This is a genomic window from Frankia sp. CeTa3Moorea (assembly GCF_978021225.1).
Genome location: NZ_CDXDOR010000065.1, coordinates 20,003 through 27,183 on the forward strand (window position 1 = coordinate 20,003; position 7,181 = coordinate 27,183).

The 7,181-nt window shown below is 69.1% G+C and carries 5 protein-coding genes, 1 tRNA gene and 2 pseudogenes; 4 read left to right on the plus strand and 4 right to left on the minus strand.

Translation table 11 applies throughout. The features are described from left to right. The first annotated feature begins 125 nt into the window (after positions 1–125). The 4 genes and pseudogenes from tnpC (at position 126) to AC08OV_RS13435 (ending at position 4,865) form a co-directional block, all read left to right on the plus strand. Positions 126–1,562: an IS66 family transposase gene (tnpC, locus tag AC08OV_RS13420; RefSeq protein ID WP_476615621.1), complete on the plus strand. Its 1,437-nt coding sequence runs from the start codon at positions 126–128 to the stop codon at positions 1,560–1,562. 857 nt (positions 1,563–2,419) lie between these two features. After that, a pseudogene (locus AC08OV_RS13425) lies at positions 2,420–2,797 on the plus strand (transposase); the annotation flags it as partial. Positions 2,798–2,840: 43 nt separating this feature from the next. Continuing rightward, positions 2,841–3,734 (plus strand): annotated as a pseudogene (locus AC08OV_RS13430) (IS701 family transposase); the annotation flags it as partial. Between the two features lie 33 nt (positions 3,735–3,767). After that, positions 3,768–4,865 (plus strand): recombinase family protein, encoded by a 1,098-nt coding sequence (locus AC08OV_RS13435; RefSeq protein ID WP_476615771.1) that lies wholly within the window; start codon positions 3,768–3,770, stop codon positions 4,863–4,865. Positions 4,866–5,517: 652 nt separating this feature from the next. On the opposite strand, the gene AC08OV_RS13440 is transcribed toward AC08OV_RS13435, so the two are convergent. The 4 genes from AC08OV_RS13440 to AC08OV_RS13455 form a co-directional block, all read right to left on the minus strand. Then, a tRNA-Ala gene (locus AC08OV_RS13440) sits at positions 5,518–5,591 on the minus strand. 78 nt (positions 5,592–5,669) lie between these two features. Then, complete coding sequence (locus tag AC08OV_RS13445; protein ID WP_476615772.1) at positions 5,670–6,368, minus strand: histidine phosphatase family protein; 699 nt, start codon at positions 6,366–6,368, stop codon at positions 5,670–5,672. Beyond that, positions 6,365–6,814, minus strand: coding sequence for a ribosome silencing factor (gene rsfS / locus AC08OV_RS13450; RefSeq protein ID WP_476619741.1), 450 nt, complete (start codon positions 6,812–6,814; stop codon positions 6,365–6,367). The genes AC08OV_RS13445 and rsfS overlap by 4 nt, the downstream gene beginning before the upstream one ends. 189 nt (positions 6,815–7,003) lie before the next feature. Next, positions 7,004–7,181, minus strand: a 178-nt coding sequence (locus tag AC08OV_RS13455; RefSeq protein WP_476619742.1) for a nicotinate-nicotinamide nucleotide adenylyltransferase, incomplete at its 5' end; no start/stop codon positions are given.

A 7,181-nucleotide genomic window follows, 5' to 3' on the forward strand; every position in this document is an offset into this window, starting at 1 on the left:
CGTCGGTTGCGCGGCCGTCTTGTGGATCTTGCTAGGTGATCGTGTGGCGTTCGGGGGCTGGTGGGTGATGATCGGATAGCGTCCCGGGTGTGGAGTCAACGGGCCGTCCAACGTACGAGGAACTCGTGCGTCTGCTCGCGGACCGGGACGCCACGATCGCCGGGCAGGCACGGCTGATCGAGCGGCTGGTCGGGCAGGTCGAGCAGTTGTCCGACAGGGTCGCCGAGCTGGACCGTCGGCTCGGCCAGGACAGCTCGAACTCATCGCGGCCGTCGCCGTCGGACAGCCCGTACGCGAAGAAGAAAGCCAGGCCCCGGTCGTCGCGGGCCTCGACGGGCCGGCCGAAGGGCAAGCAGCCCGGCGCGGCGGGGACGACCCGCGCGATGGTCGATGACCCGGACGAGATCCACACGATCGACCCGTCGTTATGCGGGGACTGCGGATTCCCGCTGGCCGGGGCGCCGCGGGCCACGACGCGGCGCCACCAGATCGTCGAACCGCCGCCGCCTGTGCCGCGCCCGTATGTCGTCGAGTACCGGGTCGTGACGCGGCGCTGCCCGTGCTGCGCGGCGCCGACCGAGGGGGCGGCGCCGGTCGGGCTGGCGGGTCGGCTGGTCTTCGGCCCGCGGATGCTCGCGCGGGCGGCGTGGTTGCTGTGCGGCCACTATCTCCCGGTCCGCCGGGCCGCGGCGATCCTGTCGGTGATGGTCGGTGCGACGGTCTCGGCGGGCTGGACCGGCGGCGTGCGCGCCCGCGCCGCCCGTCTGCTGGAGGACGCCTTCCTCCCGCACGTGCGCGCGCTGATCGCCGCCGCGCCGGTCGCGCACGCCGACGAGACGACCGCCCGCGCCGACGGCGCGCTGCGCTACGTCCACGTCGCCGCCACCGACTACCTGACCGTGCCGCACACCGGTGACCGGACCGCCGAGGCGATCGACGCCGGCGGGATCTGGCCGACGTTCACCGGCGTGCTGGTCCGGGACGGCTACGCCGGCTACACCCACCTGACCCAGGCGCTGCACGCGTGGTGCGGTGCTCACACGTTGCGTGACCTGCGGTCCATCCACGACGGCGACCCCGACGGGCAGCTGTGGGCCGAGGCGATGGCGACGACGCTGCTCGACGCCCACCACGCCGCGTGCGACGCCCGCGCCGCCGGGCACAGCGCGCTCGCGCCCGAGGCCGTCGCCCTCATCCGCAACCACTACCGCGGCGCGCTCGCCCGCGGTGAGGCCGACAACCACGGCGACCTGTCCTCCCTCGCCCACGACGCCCGCACGCTGATCCGCCGGATGCGCCGCGAGCAGGACATGATCCTCCGGTTCGTCGTCGACCTGACCGTGCCGTTTTCCAACAATCAGGCGGAGCGCGACGTCAGGCCGGTCAAGGTTCAGCAACGAACCTCCGGCGGGTGCTGGCGGACCCTGGCCGGCCTCGTCGACTTCGCCGTCGTGCAGTCCTACCTGTCGACCGCCACCAAGTGGGGACTGAACACCCTCGACGTCCTCGAACGCCTCTTCACAACTGGTCCCTGGCTACCGCCCGCCGCCGAACCCGGCTGACGCGGCCAGCCTGCCATACCGCCACCACGAACCCCGTGCGCGTCGCGCACGGGGCTCTCCACCCTGCCCTGACGCAGATAAGCGTCAAACGCACCTCCTACCACCCGAGCTGAACAGCTACGCAATTCCAGGATCTTCGCCGCTTCCATGGCCTTCGCCCTGATCCAGAAGGGCTCGGCACTCCCTTGTCCCGTTCAAAGAACGGGCTGAGTAACGACGCCGCAGGCTTCGCGTGATGCTACGGACCGCACTGTCGCTCCCCCTCGCAGGGCCTTTGACGCTGGGCTTCGACCCCGCCCGTTTCCAGACGAAGCCGCCAGCCTGCTACCGGGCCTCCTGGCAGCTACCCGGACCGGACTTCCACCGGCAAGCGACGACGAGCTTACGACAGGTAGATCAGCCGTCTACACGGCGTCACCTCCAGTCTGCTGGGCGCACTGGAATACCTCAGTGTGGAGCGGCCGGATAGGAAGCAGAAGCTCATCGGGGCGCGGGGAGCCGGCGCAGTCACGGACTTTCTGACCTATGCCACAGCCTCGGCCGAGGAACAATGGAAAGGCATCGAGGACCGGATACCGGCCGCCCTCGCCGCTGTCGATGGTGGCAACACGCCTCAGTCTGACGAGCACCAAGCTACCATTATCGGTATCATGGCGCTCTCGACTTTCGCAGTTTTCCATGATCGAAAGTCGTGGTCGGTAATCGGTAACCTGTCTACCCGATAGGCCCTGGGTCGCTGTTTGTGACGTGTCCGCCGGTGGGATCGACCGGCGCGGCGAGGGAGTGAAAACCCAGCTCGGAGGGCTGGTGAGGGGAGCATCGGCGCTTCCTTGACCAACTCGAAAGAGTGGACGCCGATGCTCCCGGATGTCACGATACCGGTTTCTCTCGCACTGTTGCTGGACGGTTTCCGGCCGTGTTTCACCGCGCCGACGTTCCGGGTGTTCCGAGCCCTGGTCGTCGGGATGCTCGCCGCGACCGGGCGGCGGACCGTGTGCGGGATGCTCGTCGGTGCCGGCCTGTCGACGGTGTGGCCCCACGACCGGGCGCACCGGTTCTTCGCCGCCGCCCGCTGGTCGCCCGACCAGGTCGGCCTGGTCCTGGCCCGGATCGTCGTCGAGAAGCTCGCCCTGACCGGGCCGCTGACCGTCGCCCTCGACGACACCCTGTTCCACCGGACCGGCAGGAAGGTGTGGTCCGCGGGCTGGTTCCACGACGGCTCCGCGAAAGGCCCCCACCAGGTCGGATTCGGCAACAACTGGGGGTGTCGTCGGCCTCGTCGTGCCCGCCCCGCTGCTGGGCCGGCCTGTCTGCCTGCCCGTGCTCGCCCGCCTCGTCCGCAAGGACACCACCTCGGCCTCCCGGCTGTGGCTCGCCGCCCGCGCCGTCGAACAGCTCGCCGCCGCCTTCCCCGGCCGGACGATCCACGTCGTCGCGGACGCCGCCTACGCCGGCGACGAACTGAAAACCCTGCCCACGACCGTGACCTGGACGACCAGGCTCCGCAAGGACGCGGCCCTGTTCACCCCCGCCCCGCCCAGGACCGGGAAACGCGGCCGCCCCCGACTGAAAGGCGACCGGCTCGGCAGCCTCGTCCAACTCGCCGCCACCGCCCCGTTCACTCCCGTCACCGTGACCCGCTACGGCCGGACGAGTACCGTGCACACCGCCACGACCCGCTGCCTGTGGTACGGCGTCTTCGGCCCCCGGCCGGTCACCGTGACCCTCGTCCGCGACGGCGACCGGACCGGCACCTTCGATCTGGCACTCGTCACGACCGACACCCTCGCGAAACCCGCGGCGATCATCGAACGGTACGCCGCCCGCTGGTCGGTCGAGGTCGCGATCGAGGACGCCAAACAACTCGTCGGCGTCGGCCAGGCCCGCAACCGGCTCACCACCGCCGTGCAACGCGCCGTCCCGTTCGGCCTGACCTGCCAGACCCTCGCCTTCACCTGGTACCTCACCACCGGCCACCACCACGACGACGCCGCGGAGCACCGCGCCCGCGCGCCCTGGTACACCACCAAGACCCGGCCCTCGACCGCCGACCTGCTCGCCAAGCTCCGCCGCGTCCTCATCGCCACCAAATACCAGCCCGCTCACCCCGAACAGCCCACCCCAGCCGAAATCCACACCCTCCGACTGGCCTGGGAGATCACCGCCGCATAACTACGAAAGTCGAGATAGAAGGGCAAGGATGCTATGCGCTTCCTGACCGAGAGCCTGAGCGACCTGCCGACTGGCGCCAAGCTGGCCATCAGCTATCTGCGCGTCTCCACTTCTGCGCAAGCAGAAACGGACTTCAGCGACGAGGGATTTTCAATCCCGGCTCAGCGTGAGGCCAACGAGCGGACCGCCGATCGACTGAATGCGGTCATCGTGGCCGAATTCCTCGACCGCGGCGAATCAGCCAAGACCGCCGACCGCCCCGAGCTTCAAGCAATGCTGCGCTTCCTGCGCGAGCAAGGCGGAATCTCCTACGTGATCATACACAAGGTCGACCGGCTGGCTCGCTCCCGCGAGGACGATGTCACTATCAACCTCGCGATCCGGAAGGCCGGCGCCCAACTGGTGTCGTCCACCGAGAACATCGACGAGACACCGTCGGGCAAGCTCCTGCACGGAATCATGGCCACTATTGCCGAGTTCTACTCGCAGAACTTGGCGCAGGAAGCCAAGAAGGGTATGCGGCAGAAGGCCAAGGCCGGCGGCACACTCGGGTTGGCGCCCTTGGGCTACCGCAACGTCCGCGTGACGGTGGACGGCCGGGAGGTCCGAACCATTGCGGTCGACCAGGACCGCGCACCACACATCGTCTGGATGTTCGGGGCCTACGCCAGCGGCGAGTACACCATGGCCCAGCTGGCGACCGCCCTTGAGTACCGGGGTTTGCGTATTCCGGCCACGCCCAAGCGCCCCACCCGCCCGGTCAGCGTCCAGCACGTCGACAAGATGCTCGCCAACCGCTACTACCTCGGCGAGGTCAAGTTCGAGGGCGTCTGGTACCCGGGGCGACACCCGGCGCTCATCACGTCCGCCGTCTTTGATCAAGTGCAGGCCATCAGGAAGGCGCGCAACGCCGCCCGGGAAAAGCCGCAACACCACCCGCACTACCTCAAGGGCTCGGTGTACTGCGGTACCTGCCGAAGCCGGTTCGGGATCACCAACGCCACCAACCGGTGGGGCACGGTCTACCCGTACTTCTTCTGCATCGGCCGCGCCAAGCGGCGGCAGCCCTGCGACCAGCCCGCCGTCCTGATCGATGACCTTGAGACATCGGTCGCCGACTGGTGGCGGTGAATCCAGCTGTCCGAGACCAAAATCACAGCTATCCGCAACCAGGTCATGACCGAGCTGGAGCGACACCAAGCCGACAGCCACCGCGAGCTCGCGCAGCAGGAGAAGCGCATTGCCGATCTTGAACGCGAACAGCTCAAGCTGCTCCAGGCGCACTACGCCGACGCCATCCCCGTGGATCTGCTCAAGTCCGAACAGGAACGTATCCAGCGGGAACTGGCCGGCGCCCGAGCGATCATAGAACGCTGCTCGACCGAGGCCAGCACCGTGCTGACGGTCGTGGAGGAGGTTCTGTTGCTGTGCGCCAACGCGCATGAGCTGTACCTTGCCGCGCCGCCGGAGGTGCGGCGGGCGCTGAACCAGGCCGTATTCGCCCGCTTCTGGGTGGTACGCAACCACGTTCACGGCGCCGACCTGACTGAACCGTTCGCTCACCTACTGGCCCCGAACCAGCAGGACAAGACCATCGGTCAAGATTCCGAACCCGAGGATGCGGAGATCCTGCCCGACAGCAGGCCGCCCGATGAAGGCCGTTCAGGTGAGATCACTGATCACACCCGCTGGCACGCAATCGAGCGGCCATATGGACCGCTGCCCGGTGAGACAGCGAACCCCCACCAGCTCACTGGCGGGGGTTCGAACATGCCTACTCGGGTGGAGCTGAGGGGATTCGAACCCCTGACCCTCACACTGCCAGTGTGATGCGCTACCAGACTGCGCCACAGCCCCAACTGCCATTCATTTTATATCAGACCCGAGTAAACCCGGTCTTGTACCCCACCCGGACACCAAACCTGTCCTGATGGACTACTTCGGCAAGTGTACAGGCTCAGTGTCGGCTGCTGTCGGCGCCCCCTGGCTCGGCAGGAGCGTCTCAGTCAGTCCCGATCCGGCGGTCCCGACCTTACCAGCCGGCGGCCCCGCGTTGTGCTCGACCAGGCGGAACCCACCCTCGACGAGCCGCAGGACGGACCACCGGCAGTTGGCGAGCGGTCCGAAGTGCCACCAGAGCTCCGGCGGGAGGCCGAGCACATGACCGATCAGTGACCGGGCGGTACCGCCGTGCAGGACAAACACGACGAGACCGTCCCGTTCGGCCGGGAACCCCTCGGCCCGGATCTCGTCGAAGACCGTGCCGGCCCGCTCCGCCACCTGCCGGTAGGTTTCGCCACCGCCACGGGGCACGTCCTCCCCCCGCCGCCAGGCGCGATCCTCCGCGGGGAAGCGTTGGGCCGCCTCGGCAGCGGTCAACCCGGACCACGCGCCGAGATCGATCTCGCGCAGCCGCGCGTCGGAGCGGAAGGGCCCGCCGAGCGCCGCCGCGGTGTCCCGGCAACGTTGCAGGTCGGACGAGACGACAAGTTCCGGGCGCATCGCCTGGATGACCGGGGCCACCGCGGCGACCTGGGCGCGCCCGGTGGCGTCGAGGGGCGGATCCGCGTGCCCCTGGAAGCGGCCGACGTTGTTCCAGGTGGTCCTGCCGTGCCGCCAGAGCAGTAGCCTCACCGTGGGGTCGCCGTACCGGGCCCGGCCACACCCGAGCCCGAGCCGCCGCTCGCCGCGGTGGGCCCCGGGGAGACACCGGCCCCGACCGCCGCGTCGACGAACGGGATCACCGGGCAGTCCTTCCAGAGCCGTTCGAGGGCGTAGTAGACCCGTTCCTCGTCCCGCTGCACGTGCACCACCACGTCGACGAAGTCGAGCAGGACCCAGCGGCCCTCCCGCTCCCCCTCCCGCCGGACAGGCTTGGCTCCCAGCCGGCGCAGGTGCTCCTCGATCTCGTCGACGATGCCCTTGACCTGCCGCTCGTTGCCCGCGGAGGCGAGCACGAAGCAATCGGTGATGGCCAGCCGATCGCTCACGTCGAGGATGAGCAGGTCATGGCCGAGCTTGTCGGCGGCCGCCTGCGCGGCGGCGAGGGCGAGTTCGACGGCTCGCGGGGAAGCGGTCACGCTCGGGTTCTCCAGGGTGGTGACGGGCGGGAGGCATCCGTCCTCGGCTGCCTCGCGCACCGTCCGGGACCGGACGGCTGCATCCAGCGTGACACATCGACGCGCGGGCAGGGCACTCCTCCCGTCCACGACGGGCCGAAAAATCGGGATATCGCCTGGCCCGGTGGCCCGCCCGGACGGCTTGGCGGGTCAGGAAGCACCCTGGTAGAGACGCCGCTTGGCGATGTAGCGCACGACCCCGTCGGGGGTGAGATACCAGATCGGCGCCCGGCGGCCGACCCGTTCCCGGATGTCGGACGAGGAGATCGCCAGCGCCGGGACCTCTAGCAGGCTGACGGCGCCGGCCGGGAGGGCGGCGTCCAGCGCG